The organism is Amycolatopsis jiangsuensis, from assembly GCF_014204865.1.
Classification (GTDB): Bacteria; Actinomycetota; Actinomycetes; order Mycobacteriales; family Pseudonocardiaceae; genus Amycolatopsis; species Amycolatopsis jiangsuensis.
On record NZ_JACHMG010000001.1, the window covers coordinates 3,915,412 to 3,937,898 of the forward strand.

22 protein-coding genes are annotated in these 22,487 nt (G+C 71.5%); 7 read left to right on the forward strand and 15 right to left on the reverse strand.

What is annotated here, in order from left to right; genetic code table 11:
- Positions 1-156 precede the first annotated feature (156 nt).
- A complete protein-coding gene (locus BJY18_RS17120) occupies positions 157-1,398 on the forward strand; it encodes an SLC13 family permease (protein WP_184780933.1) in 1,242 nt (413 codons plus the stop codon).
- On the opposite strand, the gene BJY18_RS17125 is transcribed toward BJY18_RS17120, so the two are convergent.
- From BJY18_RS17125 to BJY18_RS17140, 4 genes are all read right to left on the reverse strand, one after another.
- Positions 1,395-3,134 (reverse strand): glycosyltransferase family protein, encoded by a 1,740-nt coding sequence (locus BJY18_RS17125; RefSeq protein ID WP_184780934.1) that lies wholly within the window; start codon positions 3,132-3,134, stop codon positions 1,395-1,397. The genes BJY18_RS17120 and BJY18_RS17125 overlap by 4 nt on opposite strands.
- A 183-nt stretch (positions 3,135-3,317) precedes the next feature.
- Positions 3,318-4,568, reverse strand: a complete 1,251-nt coding sequence (locus BJY18_RS17130) for a bifunctional RNase H/acid phosphatase (protein ID WP_184780935.1) — start codon at positions 4,566-4,568, stop codon at positions 3,318-3,320.
- Positions 4,565-5,302, reverse strand: a complete 738-nt coding sequence (locus BJY18_RS17135) for a zinc ribbon domain-containing protein (protein ID WP_184780936.1) — start codon at positions 5,300-5,302, stop codon at positions 4,565-4,567. Before BJY18_RS17135 ends, BJY18_RS17130 begins: the two co-directional genes overlap by 4 nt.
- Positions 5,299-6,141, reverse strand: a complete 843-nt coding sequence (locus BJY18_RS17140; RefSeq protein ID WP_184780937.1) for a Nif3-like dinuclear metal center hexameric protein — start codon at positions 6,139-6,141, stop codon at positions 5,299-5,301. The genes BJY18_RS17135 and BJY18_RS17140 overlap by 4 nt, the downstream gene beginning before the upstream one ends.
- Before the next feature lie 39 nt (positions 6,142-6,180).
- Here BJY18_RS17140 and BJY18_RS17145 point away from each other — a divergent pair, with 39 nt between their 5' ends.
- Both BJY18_RS17145 and BJY18_RS17150 read left to right on the forward strand, forming a co-directional pair.
- Positions 6,181-6,642 (forward strand): low molecular weight protein-tyrosine-phosphatase, encoded by a 462-nt coding sequence (locus BJY18_RS17145; protein WP_184780938.1) that lies wholly within the window; start codon positions 6,181-6,183, stop codon positions 6,640-6,642.
- Between the two features lie 78 nt (positions 6,643-6,720).
- Positions 6,721-7,554 (forward strand): SURF1 family cytochrome oxidase biogenesis protein, encoded by an 834-nt coding sequence (locus tag BJY18_RS17150; protein WP_184780939.1) that lies wholly within the window; start codon positions 6,721-6,723, stop codon positions 7,552-7,554.
- Between the two features lie 9 nt (positions 7,555-7,563).
- Here BJY18_RS17150 and BJY18_RS17155 read toward each other — a convergent pair whose 3' ends face one another.
- Complete coding sequence (locus tag BJY18_RS17155; RefSeq protein ID WP_184780940.1) at positions 7,564-8,451, reverse strand: cobalamin biosynthesis protein CobD/CbiB; 888 nt, start codon at positions 8,449-8,451, stop codon at positions 7,564-7,566.
- A 28-nt stretch (positions 8,452-8,479) separates the two neighbouring features.
- A complete protein-coding gene (locus BJY18_RS17160) occupies positions 8,480-9,163 on the reverse strand; it encodes a FadR/GntR family transcriptional regulator (RefSeq protein ID WP_184784660.1) in 684 nt (227 codons plus the stop codon).
- A gap of 126 nt (positions 9,164-9,289) precedes the next feature.
- On the opposite strand from BJY18_RS17160, the gene BJY18_RS17165 reads away from it, so the two are divergent.
- Together BJY18_RS17165 and BJY18_RS17170 are read left to right on the forward strand one after the other, a co-directional pair.
- Positions 9,290-9,784: a gluconokinase gene (locus tag BJY18_RS17165; RefSeq protein WP_184780941.1), complete on the forward strand. Its 495-nt coding sequence runs from the start codon at positions 9,290-9,292 to the stop codon at positions 9,782-9,784.
- Complete coding sequence (locus BJY18_RS17170) at positions 9,781-11,148, forward strand: GntT/GntP/DsdX family permease (RefSeq protein ID WP_184780942.1); 1,368 nt, start codon at positions 9,781-9,783, stop codon at positions 11,146-11,148. The genes BJY18_RS17165 and BJY18_RS17170 overlap by 4 nt, the downstream gene beginning before the upstream one ends.
- Positions 11,149-11,171: 23 nt before the next feature.
- On the opposite strand, the gene BJY18_RS37480 is transcribed toward BJY18_RS17170, so the two are convergent.
- Genes BJY18_RS37480 through BJY18_RS17200 form a run of 7 tightly spaced genes read right to left on the reverse strand, consistent with a single transcriptional unit; the run spans position 11,172 to position 18,886 of the window.
- Positions 11,172-11,303 (reverse strand): hypothetical protein, encoded by a 132-nt coding sequence (locus tag BJY18_RS37480; protein ID WP_281393676.1) that lies wholly within the window; start codon positions 11,301-11,303, stop codon positions 11,172-11,174.
- Positions 11,304-11,334: 31 nt separating this feature from the next.
- On the reverse strand, positions 11,335-12,354 hold the full coding sequence (gene nudC / locus BJY18_RS17175) for an NAD(+) diphosphatase (protein WP_184780943.1): 1,020 nt from the start codon (positions 12,352-12,354) through the stop codon (positions 11,335-11,337).
- Entirely contained in the window at positions 12,354-13,733 is a 1,380-nt protein-coding gene (locus BJY18_RS17180) for a M16 family metallopeptidase (RefSeq protein ID WP_184780944.1), read from the reverse strand. The genes nudC and BJY18_RS17180 overlap by 1 nt, the downstream gene beginning before the upstream one ends.
- Complete coding sequence (locus BJY18_RS17185) at positions 13,730-15,025, reverse strand: M16 family metallopeptidase (protein ID WP_184780945.1); 1,296 nt, start codon at positions 15,023-15,025, stop codon at positions 13,730-13,732. Before BJY18_RS17185 ends, BJY18_RS17180 begins: the two co-directional genes overlap by 4 nt.
- A 9-nt stretch (positions 15,026-15,034) precedes the next feature.
- Entirely contained in the window at positions 15,035-16,636 is a 1,602-nt protein-coding gene (locus BJY18_RS17190; RefSeq protein ID WP_184780946.1) for a DUF2207 domain-containing protein, read from the reverse strand.
- A 9-nt stretch (positions 16,637-16,645) separates the two neighbouring features.
- Positions 16,646-17,860, reverse strand: a complete 1,215-nt coding sequence (locus BJY18_RS17195; protein WP_312873869.1) for a DUF2207 domain-containing protein — start codon at positions 17,858-17,860, stop codon at positions 16,646-16,648.
- Between the two features lie 6 nt (positions 17,861-17,866).
- Positions 17,867-18,886: an RDD family protein gene (locus BJY18_RS17200; RefSeq protein ID WP_184780947.1), complete on the reverse strand. Its 1,020-nt coding sequence runs from the start codon at positions 18,884-18,886 to the stop codon at positions 17,867-17,869.
- A gap of 90 nt (positions 18,887-18,976) precedes the next feature.
- On the opposite strand from BJY18_RS17200, the gene BJY18_RS17205 reads away from it, so the two are divergent.
- Positions 18,977-19,981 (forward strand): stage II sporulation protein M, encoded by a 1,005-nt coding sequence (locus tag BJY18_RS17205; protein WP_184780948.1) that lies wholly within the window; start codon positions 18,977-18,979, stop codon positions 19,979-19,981.
- A 4-nt stretch (positions 19,982-19,985) separates the two neighbouring features.
- On the opposite strand, the gene BJY18_RS17210 is transcribed toward BJY18_RS17205, so the two are convergent.
- Both BJY18_RS17210 and BJY18_RS17215 read right to left on the reverse strand, forming a co-directional pair.
- A complete protein-coding gene (locus tag BJY18_RS17210) occupies positions 19,986-20,975 on the reverse strand; it encodes an amidohydrolase family protein (protein ID WP_184780949.1) in 990 nt (329 codons plus the stop codon).
- Entirely contained in the window at positions 20,975-21,925 is a 951-nt protein-coding gene (locus BJY18_RS17215) for an SDR family oxidoreductase (RefSeq protein WP_184784662.1), read from the reverse strand. The genes BJY18_RS17210 and BJY18_RS17215 overlap by 1 nt, the downstream gene beginning before the upstream one ends.
- Between BJY18_RS17215 and BJY18_RS17220 the strand changes: the two genes are divergently transcribed.
- Positions 21,848-22,468 carry a TetR/AcrR family transcriptional regulator gene (locus tag BJY18_RS17220; RefSeq protein ID WP_184780950.1) on the forward strand — a complete coding sequence of 207 codons (621 nt, stop codon included), beginning with the start codon at positions 21,848-21,850 and terminating at the stop codon, positions 22,466-22,468. The genes BJY18_RS17215 and BJY18_RS17220 overlap by 78 nt on opposite strands.
- Positions 22,469-22,487 lie beyond the last annotated feature (19 nt).

Sequence of the window (22,487 nt, forward strand, 5' to 3'; positions counted from 1 at the left end):
TCCGGGAGTCCGTCCGTGAAGGCCTCCTTCAGGGAATCTAGGTCCGTCAAGGTGGCCTTCACCGACAGCCGGATGGCCAGGCAGCCAGGCAGGCGCGCGGACCGAGCCGGGCCGAGGCGTACGGAGTGCGCCCGGTCGGTCGGCTAGCGTTCGGGGGTGAACGGTCCCTTCGCGGCGGTGTGCGGCGTGCTTCTGCTCGGTGTGACGCTGTGGTTCGCCATGGTGCGTCCGCGTGGGTTGCCGGAGGCCGTGGTCGCGGTGCCGGCCGCTGGGTTGGTGCTCGCGTTCGGGCTGGCTTCGCCCGTCGAGGCCGGGCGGCGGGTGGCCGAGATTCTGCCGACGATGGGGTTTCTCGCGGCGATTCTGCTGGTCGGCCACCTCGCGGCCGTGGACGGCGTGTTCCGCTGGCTCGGCGGCGAGCTGGCCGAGATCTGCCGCGGCCGCCCACGCCGGCTGCTCGTGTTCACCTTCGGAGCGGCGGCCGCGGTCACCGCCGTGCTCAGCCTCGACGCCACGGTGGTCCTGCTGACCCCGGTCGTCCTGGCCACGTCCGAGCGGCTGCGGCTGGCCGCCCGTCCGCACGTCTACGCGTGCGCGCACCTCGCGAATTCGGCGTCGACCCTGCTGCCGGTGTCCAATCTGACCAACCTGCTCGCCTTCGCCGCGTCCGGGTTGACGTTCGCCGGGTTCACCGCCTTGATGGCGTTGCCGTGGCTGGTCACGATCGCGATCGAACTCGGCGCGTTCGCCTGGTTCTTCCGCGCGGACCTGCGGCAGCCGGCCACCCGGACGGCCGCCGAGCACCAGCCGGCGCCGAAGTTCACGCTGGTGGTGCTCACGGTGATGCTGGCAGGGTTCGCCGCCGGGCAGCTCGTGCACGTCGAACCGGTGTGGGTGGCGGCGCTGGCCGCGCTCGTCCTGGCCACGCGGGCGCTCGCCGAACGCAAGATCCGGCCGTGGCAGGTGCTCACCGAGGCGTCCCCGCTGCTGATCCTCTTCGTGCTGGCGCTGGCGGTAGTGGTGGAAGCGGTGGACGAGCACGTGCTGGGCGGGCTCCTGCGTACTGTGCTGCCGGACTCCGCGGGGCTGCCGCAGCTGCTGCTCACCGCGGCGGTCGCGGCCGTGCTGGCGAACCTGGTGAACAACCTGCCCGCGACGTTAATCCTGCTGTCCGCGCTGGGCACGCATCCCGAGCCGGGCGTGCTGCTGGCGGTGCTGCTGGGCGTGAACATCGGCCCGAACGCGACCTACCTCGGCTCCCTGGCCACGCTGCTGTGGCGGCGGGTGCTCGCTCGCCACGACCAGCGGCCGTCGGCCGGCGAGTTCCTCCGGCTCGGCGCGCTGACCACACCACTGTCTCTCGCGGCGGCGACCTGCGCCCTGTGGCTGGTGCTCTAGCCGCGCGGCGGGATGGTGCTGCCGCGGGACAGCGTCGCACCGCAGTCGGCCAGGCCGTCGCCGAAGCGCTGGGCCTCGACGTCCATCATCGTGGTCTGCGCGTACTGCTGGACCGCCTTGAGCTTCGCCGGATCGGACACCGCGTCCTTGCGCACGAAGTCACCTTGGCGCGGGCCGTCCGGGTAGATCAGGATCGGGTAGTAGTCGCGGTCGATCCGCGGGTCGAGCGAGATGCCGTTGCCGCCGGCCCACGGGCCCCAGGAGTGGATGAACGTCGGCTTCGCCGTGTCGAACACGTAGTCGCGCAGGCCGGCGATGTTTTCGTCGTGGGTCAGGTCCGCGATCGGGGCGTTGACCAGCCCGGCCATGTCGACCAGCTCCAGCCGGCTGGTCATCGACGAACCGCCGAGATCGGGCAGCAGCAGCGAAGCCTGCTGCAGCCCCAGCATGTCCGCGTAGGTGTTGAAACCGCGGCCGAAGCGATCGGCGATCAGGCAGGCAGGCACGGTCGGGCTCTGCACGAACTCCTCGTCGTGCTGGGTGAACCCGACCAGCGACGGGATCGCCGCGGCCACCACCACGACCGTCGCCACCGCACGCCAGCGCATCCGGACCGTGCGCAGCAGCTCCGCGAAGGCCAGCGTGCCGGCCAGCGCGCCGAGCACCCACACCGGCGTCGCGAAGCGGTGCTGGGCCATCCAGTCCGGGATCAGCACGCCGTAGGCGATCACGCCCAGCGCGAACGGCGTGACCAGCGCGACCAGCGCACGCCGCCACGGTGCCTTGACCAGCGCCCAGATCACCACCGCGGCAAAAACCACGATGGCCGCGACGCCGAAGTAGAGCACCAGCTCGCCCGGCCGGATGACCGAGAGCAGGTCCGGCAGGCCCTGCTTCTTCGCCACCGACGGATTGGCCAGCAGCCGGTGGAATTCGCTGTAGCGCCAGAGGACGTAGCCGCCGAACAGCACCCCGAAGGACACGACGGACAGCAGCGCGAACCGGAAACTGCGCCAGAAACCCTCCCTGCGCACCCCGAAGAGCAGCACGATCGGATAGGCGCCCACGTAGATCAGGCCCTCGGGCCGGGTCAGCGCGGCGAGCGCGACGAGCACGCCCGCGCCGATCGCCACCTTGGCCGTGAGCGTGCGCTCCCGGTGCACCGCGGTGAACAGCAGCGTCGCCAGTCCGGCCACGAGGAACGCCAGCAGCGAGTTCTCCAGGCCGGAGACCACCCAGAGCACGAACGACGGGATCGCCGCCAGCGTGAGCCCGGTGACGAGGGTGATCGCCCAGGCGTGCCTGCGGAACACCTGGCGCGCCACCACGTGCACCAGTACCAGGATGCCCGCGGTGAACAGCAGGCCCAGCACCTTGGGGAAGAGCACGTAGTCCGGGATGCCGAAGAGCATGCCTTGGTCGAACAGGCCGAGCACCTTGCCCAGTGCGAGCAGGATCATCCAGGTCGGGTCGGAGAAACCCTCGACCGGCGGCGCGCCGGGCTGCAGCACCGGGCCGAGCCCTTCGGCGACACTGCGCGCGTAGGAGAACGTGATGGCCGCGTCGTCCACGATCCAGTGGCCGTAGCGGGTGGCGTGCCAGGCGACCGCGGCGACTCCGGCGAGCACCGCCAGCGTCGCGGCGAGCCAGCCGTACCGCAGCGGACGGGGCGTCTCGGGGGACGCCTCGCCGGGCAGGTCCGGTTCGGTTACTGCGGTGGGTGCGCTAGCCGTCATGTCCTCGTCACTGTTTTCACTCGCGGAGCTTGCCGGGAAACGCACGAGCCTGCGCCCCCCTGAAGAAGGTCCCGCCGGGACCCGCGCCGCGGCACCGCGGTCGACACCGCACTCTAGCCAATACCTCACCGGACCCCGTCCGGGCGTCATCCCCGAGCGTGATCCGCCCCACACCCACGCCGGTCAGGACAGATGCGAAATGTCGTTCACCAGCCGCACCGAAGCGTTGCCGTCCGGGTAGAACTCGACGATCGACAGCGAGGCCAGATCCAGGTGCAGTCGGAACAGCAGGGCCGGGCCGGCGTCCAGCCCCATCCGCAGCAGCGTCTTGATCGGCGTCACGTGGCTGACCACGACCACGGTGCGGCCGGCGTACTGCTCGACCAGATCGTGCAGCACCGTGGCGACCCGCTCGTACACCGCGTCGAAGCTCTCCCCGCCGGGCGGCGCGGACGACGAATCGCTCAGCCAGCCGCCGTGTGCCGCGGGATCGCGTTCGGCGGCCTCGGCGAACGTCAGGCCCTCCCATTCGCCGAAGTCCGTCTCGATCAGGCCGGGGTGCGTCTCGACGCGCCCGCCGACCGCGTCGGCGACCGCGTGTGCGGTCTGCATCGTGCGGGTCAGCGGCGACGCGACGATCGGCGGCGCCGCACCGTCCTCGCCGACCAGCCCCGGCAGGCCCGCGAGCCGCTTCGCCGCGGCGGCCGCCTGCGCCTGCCCGTGTTCGGTGAGCGGCACGTCGCCACGGCCGGAGTACCGCCGGTCCACCGACATCTCGGTCTGCCCGTGCCGCAGCAGGAACAGCTTGGTCGGCGTCCCACGGGCCCCGGTCCAGCGCGCCGGGGACACCCGGTCGACCGCGGTGACCGGTGACGCGGCGGCGGCCCCGGCCACGGTGGCTCCACCGGAGCCAGCCGCGGTCCCGGCGACAGCGGTGGTCCCGGCGGCAGCAGTCCCCGAAGCAGCCGTGGTTACGGTGGTTTCGCCGGTCTTGGCAGCCGCGGCCGAGCCGGTGGCCGCCCGTCCGGTGCCGCCGTCCATGGCCACGTTGGCGAGCCGGTCGGCGTGGGAGTTCTGGGCGCGCGGGATCCACGTGTAGCGGACCCGCTCGAAGCGCGCGGCGATCTCCCCGGCGTCGGCGGCCAGCGACTGCAGGGCCGCGTGCTTGATCTTCCACCGTCCGGACATCTGCTCGACCACGAGCTTCGAGTCCATCCGGACGTCCACAGTGGACGCACCAAGATCGGCCGCGGCGGCCAGCCCGGCGACCAGACCGGAGTACTCCGCGACGTTGTTGGTCACCACACCCAGGTACTCGTGCCGTTCGGCGAGCACCTCACCGGTTTCCGCGTCCTTCACCACGGCGCCGTAGCCGGCCGGGCCCGGGTTGCCCCGCGAACCGCCGTCGGCCTCCACGACCACCCGGTCGGTCACAGGCCCGACTCCAGCGTGCGGACGAGGACCGCCCCGCAGTTCTCGCACTGCACGACCTCGTCCTCGGGCTGCGCCTTGATCTCGGCGATCGTGTTGCGGTCCAGCTCCAGCTGGCAGGCCCCGCAGCGGCGGGCACGCAGCAGGGCGGCGCCGATGCCCTTGTGCTCGAACGTGCGGGTGTAGAGCTTGAGCAGCGGTTCGGGGAACCGCGGCAGCAGCTTCGCGCGGTCCTCCTCGCGGCGGGCCTGCGTGGTGTCGAGGTCCTTGAACGCCTCGTCGCGACGGCCGGTGGCGGCTGCCACGTCCTGGGTGGCCTTGTCCACCTCGGCGCCGGTGCGCTGCGCGTCGAGCCCCAGCGCCTCGCGCTGTTCCATCAGCTCGAGCAGGTCGTCCTCGAGTGCGCTCTGCCGGCGCGCGAGGGTCTGCAGCTCGTGTTCGATGTCGGTCATCTGCTTGGCGTTGACCGAACCGGACTCCATCAGCTTGCGGTCACGGTCCACCCGGGCCCGCACCGACTCGATCTCCCGTTCCTGCCGGGCGATCTCCCGGTCGAGGTCGGAGGCCGCGGTCTCCACGGACACGAGCGCGTCGCGCTTCTCGCGGACGGTCTTCTCCCCCGCCTCGATCTCGGCGAGCTCGGGCAGGGTACGGCGGCGGTGCGCGACGCGCGAAAGCTCGGCGTCCACCTTCGCGAGTTCGAGCAGCTGACGCTGGACGGCGGGGTCGGCCTTCACTGTGCTCCCTGGTTCACTGCAGCTGGGCGGGTTGCGCGCACGGTCCACGGATCGGTGCACCGCGTGGAGACGTGGGTGTCGACGGTACCCGCAAAGGCCGCGTCGACAAGGGCCGAGGCCTGTCCGCACCAGGGCCATTCGCTGGCCCAGTGGGTGAGCCCGACCAGCGCGGGGACCGTCCCGGTACCCGCGAGGTGCTCACCGGCCGGATGGTGGCGCAGGTCCGCGGTCACGTAGGCGTCGACGCCCTCGGCGGTCGCCTTCGCCAGGTACGAGTCGCCGGCCCCGCCGGACACCGCGACCGTGCGGATCGGCCGCTGCGGATCGCCCGCGCCGAGCACTCCGGGAACGGTGGCCGGCAACGCGGCGGCGACGCGGCGTACGAACGTCTCGAACGGCTCGGCCACCGGCAGGTGCCCGATCCGGCCGAGGCCCGTGCGCCCACCGGGCTCGTGCGGGTCCAGCGGCCGGTCCACGGCCAGCCCGAGGGCCGAGGCGAGCGCATCGGAGACGCCGGGCGCGGCCGAGTCGGCGTTGGTGTGCGCGCAGTAGAGCGCGACTCCACCGCGGATCATGCGGTGCACGAGCGACCCTTTGGCGGTGTCCGCAGGCACGCCGTGCACCCCACGCAGCAGCAGCGGGTGGTGCGCCACGATCAGCTGCGCGCCGCGCTCTTCGGCTTCGGCGAGCGTCTCCTCCACCGGATCCACACAGAACAGCACCCGCCGGACGTCGTCGACGGGATCCCCGCAGACGAGCCCGACGGCGTCCCAGCTCTCCGCGAGCCCGGTCGGGTAACTGCGTTCGAGTACAGCGATGATCTCGGCTAAGGCGGCCACCACGGGATCTTCGCACGAGGCTTTGCAACACTCGTTGCCGTGACCCATGTCGTCTTCGTGTGCTCCGGGAACATCTGCCGCTCTCCGATGGCCGCGCTCGTGTTCCGGGCGAAGCTGGCCGAGGCGGGGCTTTCCGGCTCGGTGACCGTCGGCAGCGCCGGGATCGGGCCGTGGCACGCCGGCGAGCCGGCTGATCGGCGAGCGCGCGCCACGCTGCGGGCGCACGGGTACCCGGCCGACCACGTCGCGGCCGAGGTGGACGACGACGATCTGCGGGCCGACCTGCTGCTCGCCGCCGACGAGGGGCACGTCGACTTCCTGCGTGGCCGCGTCGACGATCCTTCGCGGGTGCGGCTGCTGCGTGAGTTCGACCCGTCGGCTCCCGAAGGCGCGGAGGTGCCGGACCCGTATTACGGCGGCGAGGACGGCTTCGAGGACGTGCTCGCCATGGTCGAGCGCGCGATGCCGGGACTGCTCGACTGGGTCCGCGCGCACGGTTGATCCCGTGGTGTCCGGACCGGCAGCGCTGCGGACGAGGTCGGCGAGCGGCCCCGGAAGGAGACGGCCTACCGTAGTGGGGTGCGGTTGCGGTTTCTGCTCCGGCCCGGGTGGCTGGCGTTGACGGTGGTGGTGTTCACCTTCGCCGTCTGCTGTTACACCCTGCTGGCACCGTGGCAGTTCCGGCGCGACGCCGAGCAGGAAGCGCAGAACAGTGCCCTGACCGCGTCGTTCACGGCGAAGCCGAAGCCGGTCGCGCAGCTGCTGCCGGAGAACGCGGCGCCGGGCCAGCGCACGGAATGGCACCTCGTGTCGATCACCGGCACGTACCTTCCTTCGGCCGAGGTGGTCGCGCGATTGCGCACCGTGCAGGGCGAAGGTGCGTACGAAGTCCTCACGCCGCTTCGCGCGACAGACGGCACCGTCTACCTCATCGACCGCGGTTACGTACGCCTCAACGACAAGTCCGGCGTCCTGCCGTACGCGGCCGCGCCAGGTGGGCAGGTCACCGTCGTGGCCCGCGTACGCAGCGACGAGAAGGACCCGAAGCACCGAGAGGCGTTCTCGGACGCGTCGACGAACGGCAAGCTGCAGAGCTACACCGTCGACTCACAGGTGGTGGCGCAGTCCTCCGGCCTGACCATCCGGTCCGGCTACTTCCAGCTCGACCAGCAGCAGCCGGGCGTGCTCGGCGCGCTGCCGTTGCCGCAGCTGGAGTCCGGGCCGTTCTTCTCCTACGCACTGCAGTGGCTGGCGTTCGGCACCATGGCGTTGCTGGGCTGGCTGTACTTCACCATCCGCGAGCTGCGTCCGGGTGGTGCGCTGGCCACCGAGCGCCCGGAGCGCGGCCGGCGCAAGTCCGTGGCGGAAATGCTCGCCGAAGACGAGGACGAGTACACCCCGAGCGCCTCGTAAGCCCCAGCGTCAGTGCGGTGTGCGGCGCCGCAGGCCGGCCGCGGCGGCCAGGAGCACCGAAGTCCCGGCGGCCAGCCAGCCGACCACGCGCGACAGCTCCACCGCACGCGTGACGTGCCCGGCGTCCGGATTGCGCCCGACCCCCAGCACCGGCAGCTCCACGACACCCTCCGGGTACACCGTCCGGCCACCGACGCGGATCTCCAGCGCCCCGGCGAACGCCGCCTCCACCCGGCCCGCGTTCGGGCTCGGGTGGGCGATCGTGTCCCGCCGCCAGGCCCGCCACGCCCCGCCGGCCGAGCCACCGACCACCGGCGCCGCCACGACGGTCAGCGCGGCCGCGGCACGGGTCGGCAGGAGATGGACCAGTTCGTCGAGCCGTGCGATGACCCAGTTGCCCGGCGCCGCGCGGCGCAGCACGCCGAGCGTGCGCGACGCGAGCAGCCCCGGCACGCCGGCGACCGCACCCCACAACAGCGGCGCGACGACCACTTCGGACGTGTTCTCCGCGAGGGTTTCCACCGAGGCACGGGAAAGTCCCACCGTGGCGAGCCCGTCGGACACACGTGGGTCCAGTTCGGACAGTGTGGTGCGGGCGGGCGCCAGCCTGCCCTCTTCGAGATCGCGGGCCAGCTCGGTGCCCTGTGCGACGAGACCGGTCGCGCCGACCACCGCCCAGGTCGTGACCGCCGTCGCGGCCGCCTGCACCACCGGACGTCCGCGGCCGCTCCGTTCCGCCAGCGCACCCGCGGCGACCGCCGCACCGGCCAGCACGAGGCCGGTCCGCCCCGGGGCGACCCGGCGGAACGCGGTGACCGGCGGCCGCTTTCGCGGGTCACCGAGTGCCCCGTCGGCAGCCAGTCCGAGCATCAAGCCGATCGCGCGCGCCGCGCTCACCAGTCGCCCCCCGGAAACGTGGAAGAGTTCAGGCGCTGAGGTTACTCGACACCGCGACGGCGATTTCGTCGCGTGCCTGCTCCACGATGTCGCGCATCGCCCGCTCGGCACGAGCGGCGTCGGCCAGGCCGACTGCCTCGGCCACCTCGACGTGCCAAGCCACCGCTTCCGGCTGTGGCTGCTCGGGCATCAGGCCGTGTTCGGTGCGCCCGGCCAGCACTTCGGCGACCACAGAGGACAGCTGCGCGAACATCGGATTCCGGGACGCGGACAGCAGCAGACTGTGGAACGCGACGTCGTGCCCGAGGAAGGCGTCCAGATCCCGCTCCTGCGCCGTGTCCGCGAGGTGGGTGGCCAGCGCGCGGATCCGGCCGCGTTCCTCCGGCGTCGCCCGCAGCGCGGCGAACCGGGCCGCGCAGGGCTCGGCCGCCGAGCGCAGCTCCGTCAGGGTGCGCAGCGCCGGCGTGCGGTTCGCGCCGTCGAGCTGCCAGCGGATCAGCCGCGGGTCGTAGTGGTTCCACTCGGCCGGTTCCCGCACCGTGACGCCGACCCGCCGGCGGCTGCTGGTCAGCCCCATCGTCTCCAGTACGCGAACGACCTCGCGCGCCACTGTGCGCGAGGCACCGTAGTGTTCCTGCAGCTCGTCCGAACGCAGCACGGCCCCCGGCACCAGCTCGCCGTTCGCGATGGCCGCGCCGAGTTCGTCGAGCATCTGCTCGTGCCGATCACTGCCCACCGGGCCAATCTAACCGTCTGATTCGATTAAGTACTACTTCTTCTTGATTAAGTAGTACTTTTGAGTTTGACTCTCCGGGACACGAAGGCGTGGGAGGTGCGGATGACAGTCATCGTGGTGATGGGCGTGTCGGGCTCGGGCAAGACGACGGTCGGCACCGCCGTGGCGCAGCGGCTCGGCGTCGACTACGCCGAGGCCGACACCTTCCACCCGCCGGCCAACATCGCGAAGATGACCGCCGGGCATCCGCTCACCGACGCCGACCGCGCGCCCTGGCTCGCCGAGATCGCGAAGTGGATCGCCGCGCACCAGGACAGTGGCGGTGTGGTCAGCTCTTCGGCACTCAAGCGGTCCTACCGGGACGTGCTGCGCGGCGGTGGCGCGGTGTGGTTCCTGCATCTGCACGGCGCCCGTGAGCTGCTCGCCGAGCGGATGAAGACGCGAAGCGGCCACTTCATGCCGGTCTCGCTGCTCGACTCACAGCTCGCCGACCTCGAACCCCTGCAGCCGGACGAACCGGGCCGTACCTTCGATCTCGCGCAATCCCCCGCCGAACTGGTCGACGCGGCGCTGAGCGCTTTCCGGGAGCACGCATGACGATCCTCGCCGCCGGCTGGACCGGCCACGACACCCGCCTGATCATCGCGACGCTGCTCGCCATCGCGGTGATCGTCGTCCTGATCAGCAAGGTCAAACTGCATCCGCTGCTCGCGCTGACGCTCGGCTCGATCGCGCTCGGGCTGATCGCCGGGATGCCGGTGGACAAGCTGTTGAAGAGCTTCACGAAGGGGGTCGGCGACACCGTCGCGTCGGTCGGCGTGCTGATCGCGTTCGGCGCGATACTCGGCAAGCTGCTCGCCGATTCCGGTGGCGCGGACCGGATCGTGGACACCGTGCTCGGCAGGGTCCGCGGCCGTGGGCTGCCGTGGGCGATGGCGCTGGTGGCCGCGTTGATCGGGCTGCCGATGTTCTTCGAGATCGGGCTCGTGATGCTGATCCCGGTCGTGCTGCTGGTCGCCAAGCGCAGCGGAAAACCCGTGCTGCTGGTGGGCGTTCCGGCGCTGGCCGGGCTTTCCGTGCTGCACGGGCTGGTGCCGCCGCACCCGGGACCGCTGGCCGCCGCGGGGGCACTGAACGCGAACGTCGGCATCACCCTGGCCCTCGGCCTGCTCGTCGGACTGCCGACGGTGGTCATCGCCGGGCCGCTGTTCGGCCGCGTCGCCGCGAAGCTGGTGCCGAACGTCGAGCCGCCACAGCGGCTCGTGCCGGAATCCGAAAGCAGCGACCCGAAACACCGGCCGAGCTTCGCCGCGACGCTGTCCACTGTGCTCCTGCCGGTGGTGCTGATGCTCGCGAAGGCGCTGGCCGACATCTTGGCGGGCAAGGAGAACACCGTCCGCAAGGTGCTCGACTTCGTCGGCGACCCGCTGGTCGCGCTGCTGCTGGCGGTGCTGGTCGGCATGGTCGTGCTGGGCCGCCCGGCGCTGCTGAACCGCGAGCGGCTGTCCTCGATCGTCGGCGATTCACTGGCCCCGATCGCCGGCATCGTGCTGATCGTGGCCGCGGGCGGCGGGTTCAAGCAGACCCTGGTGGACGCCGGGGTCGGCGACGTGATCACGAACCTCTCCACCGGCGCGCACCTTTCGCCGCTGCTGCTCGGCTGGCTGGTCGCCGTCGCGATCCGCCTGGCGACCGGCTCGGCCACGGTGGCGACCGTGTCCGCCGCGGGCATCGTGGCACCGCTGGCAGCCACTCTCGACCCGACGCACAACGCCCTGCTGGTCCTGGCCATCGGCGCCGGCTCGCTGTTCTTCTCCCACCTGAACGACGCCGGATTCTGGCTGGTGAAGGAGTACTTCGGGATGTCGGTGGGCCAGACGCTCAAGAGCTGGTCGGTGATGGAGACGGTGATCTCGGTGATCGCGATCGCGCTGATCCTGCCGCTGGGAGCACTGTTGTAGCGGCGGCAGGTGCCCGTTTCGTGCTACCGGACGCCTTCGTTTCCCGTCACCTTGACGACTTCGATGTCCGGCAGCGCGGAGCGGGTCCCCTGCATCAGGTCGCGGTCGTCCGCGGCGGGCGACTGTCCGCCGCGGACGACCACAGGCCGGATCACCGCCGTCCTTCCGGTCATCCAGCCGGAAGTCTCACTCCTCCGCGTCCGCCCATGCTTGCAGCATCACGCGGGCGATGGAGGAGTTGCCGGGCAGCAGCAGAGTGGCTGAGCCGTTCGCGATCGGGGTCGGGATCGGCTCCGTGGTCGGGGTTCCACTGTTGCGGAAGGCCGCGCGCAGGTCGGCCCGCGACACCCACAGCGCCTCCTCGATCTCGCCGTCGGCCGGCACCAGCGGGGCCGAACGGTCGGCCCGTGCGGTGAAGCCCAGCATGATCGAACGCGGGAACGGCCACGGCTGGCTGCCGAGGTAGCGCACGTCGGAGACCTCGGCGCCGACCTCCTCGCGGATTTCCCGCGAGACGCAGCCCTCCAGCGATTCACCGGCTTCGACGAACCCGGCCAGCACCGAGTAGCGGCCTTCCGGCCACACCGGCTGGCGGGCCAGCAGCACGTGCGAACCGTTGACGCCGTCGGTGTCGTGCACCAGGCAGATCACCGCGGGGTCGGTGCGCGGGTACTCCTCGTGGCCCTTGGCGGTGCAGCGGCTCGCCCAGCCGAAGTGGGCCAGCTGCGTCGGTGAACCGTCACGGGTGCAGAACCGGGACTGCCTCCGCCAGTGCCGCAGCGCCTGCGCGGTGGTGAACAGCCCGGCCGACGTGTCGTCCAGCTGGTCGCCGTAGCCCCTCAGGTCGACCCAGATCTCGCCGTCGACGCGGGGCACCTCCTCGACCACGCCCCAGCTGCCCGCCATCCGCACGGTGTCCGCGTCGCCCTCGATGCGGCCGGGCATCGACCAGTAGTCGACGTCCTCCCATTCGCCGAGGAACACCGCGTCGAGTGGTGGTTCCGCGCCGAAGTCGACCGCCTTGCGGGTGGCCAGCGCGGAACCGCCCTCGGTCACCGGTGTGCGGCCGGTGTCGTCGAGCAGCACCACGCGTGCCTCCGGCCACTTCACTGCCAGCCGCTCCGGGTTGGTGCGCAAGGTTTCCTGCCGGTCCACGGTGGAGCGAGACAGCGTCGGCAGTGCGCCGAGGGCGAACGGTGCGGTCATCAGTCCCGCACCGTGACGCCGCCGAGCGCACTCAGCTTGGGTGCCAGCATGTCCGCGTCGCCGACCACCACACCGGTGAACCGGCCGGGGGCGAAGAACTCCAGCGCCGCCTCGGCCACCTGCGCACCGGTGACCGCGGCGACCCGCTTCGGGTGCTCCTGCAGCCACTCCACGCCCAGCCCGGTCGTGGCCAGCGCCATCAGCTGCGCGGCCAGCCCCGCCTGCGACGACGTGGCGGTGACCAGCGAGCCGATCGCGTACTGCCGCACCGACTCGACCTCCTCGTCGGTCGGCGGCACGAGCCCGAGCCTGGCCAGTTCGTAGCGGGTCTCCAGCAGCGCGGCGGCGGTCACCTCGTTGGCGGTGTCGGCGTCGACGTTCACCACCGCCTGGTCGCCGGTGAACTCGAATCCCGAGTGCGCGCCGTAGGTGTAGCCCTTGTCCTCCCGGATGTTCTCCACCAGCCGGGACGAGAAGTAACCACCGTAGGCCAGGTTCGCCAGCTGCAGGGCCGGATAACGCGGATCGGTGCGCGGCACGGTCTGCGCGGACAGCCGGATCTGCGACTGCACCGCACCGGCGCGCGGCACCAGCAGCACGTCGCCGCCGGCCAGCTCCGGCAGCGGGGGCAACTGCACCGCGGAACGCTCCGACGCCCATCCTCCGAGCGCACGCTCCAGCTCCGCCGGGACCGCCTGCGGGTCGATGTCGCCGACCAGCACCAGTACGGATCCGCGCGGCAGCACCGAAGCCGCGTGCAGCGCCCGCACCTGCTCCGGCGTCACGGCCGCGACATCGTCGGCCTCGGGCACCTCGCGCGTGGCCGGGTGGTCGCCGTAGCGGTGCTTCTGCAGCGCCTCACGGGCGATCGTGCGCGGCTGCGTCCGCGAGACGGCGATGCGCTCGATCAGCCGGTCACGCTCCCGCTCGACCTCGCCGTCGGCGTAGGTGGCGCCGGTGAGCACGTCGCCGAGTACGTCGAGCAGCGTGGGCAGCCCGTCGGCGAGCGCGGAAGCGTTGAGGTAGAGCCGTTCCGGGTCGACGCCGGCGCCGAGGTCCCCGCCGATCAGCGCCAGCTCGGCGTCGATCTCCACGCGGTCGCGGCGCGCGGTGCCGGTGAGCAGCGTCTCGGCGAGCACCTCGGCGGTGGCCGGGTGCAGCCGGTCCTCGCCGGCGAACGGAATCCACAGCCGCAGCTCGACCAGCGGCACGGTGGCCTTGCGCACGGCCAGCACGCGCAGCCCGTTGGCCAGCGTGGTGTCCACATGCGACAGCTCGGCGGCGCCGCGCGCGGCGCCGAGGGCGGGCAGCGGACGGGGCCCGGTGGCGGTGCGGCCGATTTCCTCCGCGCTGCGGTGGGCCTGCGTGGGGGAACTCACTGTTCGTCCGTCCCTTCGGTGGTGGCGGGGTTCACGACGAGGACCGCGCGCGCGTCCGGCCGCAGCGCCTTCGCCGCGGCCGACACGGCTTCGCCGGTGACCGCGGCCATCCGGTCGGCGAGCTGGTACACCAGCGACGCGTCGCCGTAGAGCAGTTCGAAAGCGCCGAGCGCGAGCGTGCGCGAGACCAGGCGGTCGTGCTCGGAGTGCAGGCCGGCCGCCCAGCGGGCGGTGACCTTCTTCAGCTCCTGCGCGTCCGGCGGGGTGGCCGCGAGCTTCTCCAGCTCCTCGTCGAGCGCCGCCAGCACGCGTTCGCGCGGCACGTCCGGCGGGTGGATCGCGGTGATCGTGAAGGTGTCCGGGTCGCGGGCCTCGAACGGGCCGAACAGCCCGGCGCCCGCGCCGATGTCGACCACCAGCGGTTCGACGTGCACCAGGCGCTGCTGCAGCCGCGAGCCGTCACCGTCGGTGAGCACGCCGGCGAGGACCAGGTGCGCGAGGTAGCCGTCGACGTCGTTGATCGGGTCCGGCATCCGGTAGCCCACGGCCAGCGCCGGCAGTGGCGCGTGCGGATCGTCGTGCTCGCCGACCAGCTCGCGCTCCGGCGGCGGTTCGGCGAACGAACGGCGCGGCGGCGCCGGACGGTGCGGCACGTCGCCGAAGTGCTTCTGGATGAGCTCCTTCGCGCCGGCCACCTCGAGGTCACCGGCGACGGTGAGCACGGCGTTGGCCGGCGAGTAGAAGGTGTCGAAGAACGCGGCGCAGTCGTCCAGCGTCGCGCCCTCCAGGTCCTCGAACGCGCCGTAGCCGTCGTGCGCGTTGGCGAAGCTGGAGTAGAGCACCGGCGGCAGCAGGATCCACGGGAACCCGCCGTAGGGCCGGTTGCGCACGTTGAGCCGGATCTCCTCCTTGACGACCTCGATCTGGTTCGCCAGGTTCTCCGCGGTCAGCTTCGGCGCGCGCATCCGGTCGGCCTCGAGGAACAGGGCCCGCTCGAGCGCGGCGCTCGGCAGCACCTCGAAGTAGTCGGTGTAGTCCGGGTGCGTGGATCCGTTGAAGGTGCCGCCGCTGGACTGCACGTGCCGGAAGTGCGCGAGCTTCTCGAGGCTCTCGCTGCCCTGGAACATCAGGTGCTCGAAGAGGTGCGCGAACCCCGTGAGCCCCTCCGGTTCGGAGCGGAAGCCCACGTCGTAGTGCACGCTGACGCCGACCACCGGCGCGGTCGGGTCCGGTGCGAGCACCACGCGCAGACCGTTGTCGAGAGTGAAGCGGACGAGCTCGGGATCGGCCATGCCCCCACCCTACGCAGGCGCGGCGGCCTTCGGCTCGTCCGGGCGGACCCGGACCGCGCCACGGTGAGCACTCGCGAACGCGGCTACGAGAGTCGCGGCGAAAGCGCTGGTCCGGGCCAGTGCTTCGGCTCCTTCGGCGGATGTCCCGTACCAGTAAGCCGTGAGCGAACGACCACTTCGGGCGAACTTCTCCACCCATGCGTCAGCCTCGCCAAGAGCGAACGCGTACGGCAGCGCGCGGGAGAAAAGCACCTCGCTGTCCTGCGTTGGCACCTTCGCCGGTCTCGTGGCCAACAGCTCGGTACGGAGGCCGAGCAGCCTGTCTCGCAGCGCGAGACCGGTCGACGTGCGCGCGGGAAACCACCTTGCGCCGACTGTCAGCGCTACTCCGGCAGCAGTCAGCACCAAGCCAAGCTGTGCGTAACCAACGGTGAAAGTGAGCAGTACGGTCAAAAGCACCCCGTACGCACACAGGCGGGCACCGATGCGAGGCAGTCGCTCTGTACGCCGCGAGAACCACCTCCGGCGCACGATGTCCGCCCGCAGTGCGCTGGGCATTCTCACGCCTGCTTCGCGAAGCGCGGACAGCGTCACGGACTCGCCCGGCAACACCGCTTCGTACACCGCGCGCTCGAACGTACCCAGCTGCGCGTCCGGCGGGTTACGGCGCATCAACGCCCACTCCCGCGGACCGTCTTCGGCGACCCACACGTAGTTACGCACGCATAGGTCCAGCACCGTGGCTGCGACGTCGACAGAGTCGGTACGGCCGGTCAACAGCGTGCCGATGTGGCCGGGTAGCACGCCGTCGGGCGACGAGAACTGACCGTCGGCCATCAATGCCACCGCAACGGGCCGACCGGGCCGCGCGTCCCGGCGGCGCAGCACCAGCACTGTCGCCGCACCGAGGCAAACCAGCTCGCCAAGCACGAGCCACGCCCACCAGACCGGAGGCGTCGCCGCGAAGGCGCCCGCAACGGTGTCTGAAGGCAACAGTCGTTCAGTCGCAGGCACTGTGCCGCCAGGTAGTTCCGCAGTGAGCTGTACACGCGAGCCGGCCGGCAGCTTGGCGACGGACACCCGCGTGACGCCACTGTGGTCGATCTGCGCTGCACTGCAGCGCGAAGCGGAGCCGGGCGCACCAGAGAGACAGGTGAGCGCGTCGGGCACCGCCGGGGCGGCGAACGTCGCGCGCACCAGTTCGAGCCGGGTGTCCCAGCCACCCGCGACGTCCCAAGTCACGTTTTCGACGCCCAGGCTGCGGCCGACCGCACCGTCCACCGTGTACCGGATCACCGACGTTCCGCCACGGAAATAGAACGTCACCTGGTCGTCGGCGGTCTCCGCGGTGGCCTGGCCCTCGATCCGCACGTCCCGCACCGACAGCACGCGGTCGCGGTCGTTCCCGGCCTCGGCGCGCAGCGGGATCGTGCGGGTCATCGTGGTACCGGGCGGCACGGAAACCGCCTCGGTCACCGAAAGGCTGCCGTCGCGCTGGACTTTGAGCGCCACCTCGGCGCTCCGCGGCAACGCCGGCAGATCCTGCGCACCGGCAGGGGTCGCCGTGGCCCAGAGCAGGACCGGGATCGCCAGCAGGGCCGCGAGCTTCACGGGCGGATGCTAGACGGACGCGACCGCGTGCCGGCGTCGGGACGTGGCGAGAACCCCGTCCAGCACGACTGCCAGCGCGGTCTCTGCGGGTTCACGCGGAGTGCCCAGCGCTCGGCCACGCGCTGTGCGAGCGGGAATCCGCACGAGCGTAAGGGCCAGGCCGGCGACGAGAACGGCAAAGCCGACCAGCGCGTTGCCGATCGTGAGCGCGAGCACCACCGTGGCCAGGACGCCGAGACCCGCCAGCCCGAACCCGGCACGGCGCAGTCGCTCCGGCCTGCGGGAGAGCCAGCCCCGGCGGTGGGCTTCCCCGTCGAGAAGGGCTCGCAGGCGCGGCAGGTCGGGGTCGACCACGGCCAACGGGCCAGGCCGGAACGTCGCTTTGACGGCTTGTTCGAACGGATCCAGCGCTTCGCCGTCACCGTGCGTGATCTGCCACTCCTCGGTGAACCGGAGGTGGCCGCGGTCGACGAGGTCGAGCACGGTGCCAGCGAGGTCCAGTTCACCGCGCGCGACATAAGCGACGTAAGCGGGTGCGGCTGCGGGTGGCCCGGCACTCCGGTCACGACGACGAAGCCACGCGGTAACCGCCGCGCCGGCCAGCACGAGCAGCAGCACCGTGCCGAACGCGACCGCAGCCGCGGGTCCGAAGGCAAAGGCCTCGATCAGCGGGGAAGACGAGACGAAGCGGGCGTTCGCAGGCAGCGCGCCGGCCGGAAGCTGCACGGCGAGGTCCATGCGATCGCCGTGAGTCAGCCCGTCCTGTTCGGCGTGCACCACCCCACGGTCACCGATCTCGGAGAAGGTGCACTGCCGGGCCGAACCCACGGCACCGGCGAAACAGTCCGCTGTGGACACTCCGGACGCGGTGAAGTTCACCGTGACGCGGTCGAGATCCTGGTCCCATCCGCCGGTGAGCTGCAGGCGCACTTGACCGTCTTCGGCGACCGCACCGTCCACTGTGTAGGTGAGGATGGCCGGGCCGGTGAAGGTGACCGTGTCGTCGTCGGCGTGCGCGGCGCCGCTGACCCGGACGTCAGAGACCGAATAGAGCCGGTCCCGTTCGTCGGTGACCGGCACTCGTGACGGAAGCCGGTGGGTCGCGCGCGTGGAGACACGCTCGGTCACGACGAACCGTCCGTCGGGCGCGGCGCTGACGGTGATGTCGTCGGTGCCCCCGCCGGCCTGCGCCAGAACGGCGGCGACCGCCAGCTCAGCGAACACCGCGCCTCAGCTCGGCGGAGTGAACGGATTGTCGGCCGGCGCCTGCCCACCCGAGCCCGGCGGCGACCCGGACGGCCCCGGCGGCTGATTCGCCTGCGGATAACTGGGCGGCGGCTGCCCCGGCACCGGCTGGTTCGGCAGCGGATAGCCGGGCGGCGGCTGCCCTGACGTCGGCTGACCGGGCTGGTAACTCGCCTGCGGATAGTCGGGCACCGGATAGCCCGACACCGGCTGCCCCGGCACCGGATACCCCGGCCCGGGGTAGTTCGGCGTGAAGCGGGCCTGTGCGCGGTTGCGGCGTTCGGCGAGCACCGTGGTGAGGAGGATCCAGGGCGGCATCCCCTCCGGCATCGGGATGCCCAGTGCGGCGGCCATCTGCTGGGCGAGTCCGTAGCCGAGCGAGTGGGCGGCCTCCGGGCGGAGCTGGTGGTAGCGGCCGAGGTACTGCCGGGCGGCGAGGGCGAGATCGTCCGTCACCTGGCTGAGGTCGAACTGCGCGGCCCACGGCGCCAGGCCCGGCGGCATCGCGGGCACGGTCTGCGTCGCGTCCGGCACTCGTTCGCGGATCACCAGCGTGCCCGCGAGGTAGTCGCCGACGCGGCGGCCGTTCGACGAGGTCAACGACACGATCAGGGCCACCGCGCCGAGGAAGCCGAGTGCCCAGAAGTCCACGAAGAATCCGGCGAGACCGCGGGTGAGGGCGTGCCGGAAGCGGATCGGGCCGCCGTCGAGGCGGACCACCCGCAACCCCAGCGCGAGCTTGCCGAGCGAACGGCCGCGGCTGAGCGTTTCGAACAACACCGGGTAACCGATCACGACGAGGACGAACACGGCGAGCAACAGGGCCACCGTGAGCGAGGAGTCGAACGACCCCGCGGTCAGCAGCAGCACCACGAGCGCGACCAGCAGCAAAGCCCCCTGCACGAGGACGTCGATCAGCATCGCGACGCCGCGGCTGGCGAGCTTCGCCACCCGCAGATCGAGGACGACGGCCTCACCGGTGACGAGATCGGACTCTTCCTGCACAGCCCCAGCCTAGAGCTCGCGAGTGACAAAGCCGGCGAGAACCGGCTTCACCACTCACGAGCTCTATGGTGGGACCGCGGAGGTGACGTGGTGGATTTGGACGTGTTCGTCGCGACCCACGGCGGCGAATGGGCCCGGCTGGGTGAGCTGGTACGGCGTTCCCGGCTCAGTGGCGCCGAGACCGACGAGCTGGTCACGCTCTACCAGCGTGCCGCCACGCACCTGTCGATGGTCCGTTCGACGGCGCCCGATCCGGCGCTGCTGGCGAGGCTGTCCGCGCTGGTGGCGCGCGGCCGTTCGGCGGTCGCCGGCTCGCACAGCCCGGCCTGGCGCGAGGTGGCGTTGTTCTTCACGCGACGGTTCCCGGCCGCGGTGTACCTCAGCCGCCGCTGGTGGATTCCGGCCGCGCTGGTGTCGGTGGCCGTGATGGCGGTGCTCGGCGTGTGGATCGCGAACGATCCGCAGGTGCGCGGGTCCCTGATCTCCGCGGACGAGCTGAAGGCGATGACGGCTCCCGGCGGCCAGTACGAGACGTACTACTCGACCGGCCCCGCCGCCTCGTTCGCCGCGAAGGTGTGGACGAACAACGCCTGGGTCGCCGCGACCTGCCTGTTCCTCGGCGTCGCGCTCGGCCTGCCGGTGATCTCCGCGCTGTGGATGAACGCACTCAACGCGGGGGTCGCGATCGGGCTGATGTCCTCGGCCGGCCGCGGCGACGTGCTGTTGGGGCTGCTCCTCCCGCACGGCCTGCTGGAGCTGACCGCGGTGTTCGTCGCCGCGGGGACCGGGCTGAAACTCGGCTGGACGGTGATCGACCCCGGCCGCCGGTCCCGCAGTGCCGCGCTGGCCGAGCAGGGTCGTTCGGTGGTCGTGATGGCGCTGGGGCTGGCGTGCGTGCTGCTGGTGTCCGGGGTGATCGAGGCGTTCGTGACGCCGTCCGGCTGGCCGATCTGGCTGCGCATCGGCATCGGCGCGGTGGTGGAGCTGCTGTTCCTCACCTACGTGTTCACCCTCGGCCGCAGGGCCGCCCGCGAGGGCGAGGTGGGCGACGTGGACCGGCGCCTGGCCGGCGATGCCCTGCCGGAAGCCGGTTGACGGGTCATCGGCGGATCCCGGCCACGAGTTTCTCCCAGTTCCGGAAGGCGATGTGCTCGCGGTCCTCGTCGCTGATCGGCGCGGTCTCCAGGAACCGCCGCGCGGCCCCGTCCCGCTCCCGGTTGAACGGGAAGTCCGAGGCGTACATGATCCGCTCGGCACCCACCGTCTCCAGGCTCCACCGCAGGTACTTGTGGCTGGAGATTCCGCCCGGAGTGATGAAGACGTTCGTGCGGAAGTACTCCTCGACCGGGCGCCGCAGGCCGGCGAACCCGTCCACAATCCCGATCCGGTCGAGGTAGAACAGCACGACCTCGCCCCAGTGCCCCAGCACGATCTGCAGGTCGGGGAACCGGTCGAAAACCCCGGCGACGATCATCCGCAGGGCGGTCAGCCCCGCGTCGTAGTGCCAGCCGAGCGCCCCGCTCGCCAGGAGGTTGTCCACCGGATCGCCGAAACCGCCGTAGTAGGCCTCCCGGACGGCCGGGACCGGGCCACGCGGGTGCAGGTAGACCGGGGCGCGCAGGTCCGCGGCGGCCTCGTAGATGTCCCAGAACTCCGGCTGGTCCAGGGAGCGGCCGCCGGAGTTCGAGTTCACCAGCGCGCCGTTGAACCCGAGCTCGGTGACCGCGCGCCGCAGCTCGTCGGCGGCGGCCCGCGGCGCGGGGGTGGCGAGCGCGGCGAAACCCTGCAGCCGCCCGGGATGCCGGCGCACGGCGTCCGCGACCAGATCGTTCACCGGGCCCTGCAGCGCGGCGGCCTCAGCGGCGTCCATGTTCTGCAGGCCCGGTGTCGTCAGCGAAAGCACCGAGGTGTCGATCCCCGCGTCGTCCATCGCGGCGACGCGCTCGTCCCCGAGCTCGACCAGCGCCTCAGCGACCTCGGACGCGAACGCCAGTTTCATCATCGGCTCGGCGAGCTGCGGATCCCGCCGCTTCCAGGCCTCCATCACCTCGGCAGTGGCGAAGTGCTCTTCCAGCGCGTAGATCTTCATCAGGCGAGGCTATCCACGCCGGCTCCCGGCTGACCAGAGATCTTCACCAATCCGAGTTCGATCATGCTCCGCGCACTGTCCACGATCGACTCCTCGACGGACCGGTGCACCACCACGCGCAGCGACGGGTCCACGCGGGAAGCCAGGCGTACCAGCACATCGGGAGCCTCGCGACGGGGGACGCGCACGCCGAGCCGTTCGCGGAGCACCTGCGCGATGCCGGAGACCCACAACGCCGGACCGGCGGCCGCGAGAAAGCGCTCGCCCCGCGCCGCCGGGTCGGTCATCGCACGCAGGTGGAGGTCGGCGACGTCCCGCACGTCGACCAGAGCGAAGGACAGCCGCGGCAGTACCGGCAGGTCACGGTTCAGCAGTCGCTGAACGAGCGTGCTGGAAGTCGACAACGCGCGGCCGAGCACCGGCCCGATCACCCCGACCGGGTTGACCACCGCGAGTTCGGGAGCATCGGCCGCACGGTCCACGAAATCCCATGCCGCACGTTCGGCGAGCGTCTTGGAGGCGGCGTAGGCACTCATCCCGGGACCGTCGAGGTCGGTCCAGTCCTGTTCGGTGAACGTCCGCTCCGAACCGGGATGGCCGTAGCTCACCGCGGCGAACGACGAGGTGAGCACAACCCGCCGTACGCCCGCGTCGCGCGCGGCGCGCAGAACCCGCAGCGAACCGTCCCGCGCGGGGACGATCAGCTCGTCCTCATGCCGCGGTACGGCCGAAGGAAACGGCGACGCGACGTGCAGCACGTAGTCGCAGCCCCGCACCGCGTCCGCCCATCCTTCGTCGGAAGTAAGGTCCGCGACAGCAAAGCCGAGTGCGTCATCCGGCTCCGCGCCAGCCACGCGCAGCGACTGGCGGACGTGCTCTGCACGCGCTGGCGTACGCACCGTCGTGCGCACGCGGTAACCCGCCTCGAGCAACCGCGCAATGCAAGGAATTCGCCACGCTTCGACGGCACCTCGACCGCAATCCTCGACGCTGCGGCCCACGTCTTCGCCGAAGAGGGCACCGGCGCGAATCTCGCGTCCGTCGCGGCAGTGGCCGGCATCAGCCGGGCCACGCTGTACCGCTACTACGCCAACCGCGAAGCCCTGCTCAACGCCCTCGCCGTCGCCGCGCTGGACGTCGCGGCCCAGCGCATCGCGGACGCGGCGCTCGAACGCGCCACCGTCGAAGACGCGATCGAGCGAACAGTGCGCGCATTCGTGGCGGTCGGCGACCGCTACGCCGTGCTCGCCGGCGACCACACCGTACTCAAGACGGTCGACGAAAGGTTCAGCAAACCGATCCAGGACGTGCTGTCACGCGGGGTCGAAACCGGTGTGCTGCGGGCGGATCTGACCGTCCCGGTGCTCTACGAGTTCCTGACCGGCGCCGTTCTCCGGGCCATCAAGCTCAACCAGCGGCACGACCTCGGGCTGGAGGAAGCCAGCGCCGCCGCCGCAGGCTTCTTCCTGGGTGGCGCCCGAGCACCACACTGAACCCGCCCGTCCACAATGG